We start from the raw sequence: 598 nt of genomic DNA, 5'->3' as shown, positions 1-598 counted from the left end.
CGCCGAAGCCGACGATGCCGGCCACGTTCTCGGTGCCGGCCCGACGGCCGCGCTCCTGCCCGCCGCCGTGCAGCCGGCGCGACAGCACCGCCCGCTCGCCGTAGAGCAGCGCCCCGACCCCGTGCGGCCCGCCCAGCTTGTGGGCGGACAGGGCCAGGGTGTCGGCGCCCAGCGCCTCGAAATCGACCTCGATCTTGCCGGCCGCCTGGACGGCGTCGACGTGCAGCCAGCCGCCGGCGTCGCGCACCATCCGCGCCGCCTCGGCCACCGGCGCAATCACGCCGGTCTCGTTGTTGGCCAGCATCAGGGCGACAAAGGGGCGGCCCGTCGCGACCTTCAGCAGGGATTGAAGCCGATCCAGGTCGACGACGCCGTTCTGGTCGACCGGCAGCAGCTCGACCGGCTTGCCGGCGGCGCGCGCGCTTTCGACCACCGCGTCGTGCTCGGTGGCGCCGATAATCAGGGTGGAGACGTCGGCCAGTTGCGCGGCGCTGTCGATCGCCAGCGCGTTCGCCTCGGTGCCGCCGCTCAGGAACACCAGGTTGGCGGGGTCGCCGGCGGCCAGCGCCGCGACCCGGGCCCGCGCGTCCTCGACCGC

The 598-nt window shown here is 74.9% G+C and carries 1 protein-coding gene; it reads right to left on the bottom strand.

Features of this window, described 5'->3' with window-relative positions; genetic code table 11:
• Positions 1-598, bottom strand: a 598-nt coding sequence (locus tag G3573_RS21910; RefSeq protein ID WP_163263711.1) for an aminotransferase class V-fold PLP-dependent enzyme, incomplete at both ends; no start/stop codon positions are given.

It is taken from the genome of Caulobacter sp. 17J65-9, assembly GCF_010975005.1.
Lineage (GTDB): Bacteria > Pseudomonadota > Alphaproteobacteria > Caulobacterales > Caulobacteraceae > 17J80-11.
Note: the sequence above shows the minus strand (reverse complement) of the source record. Positions and strands in the feature narration are given on the sequence as shown.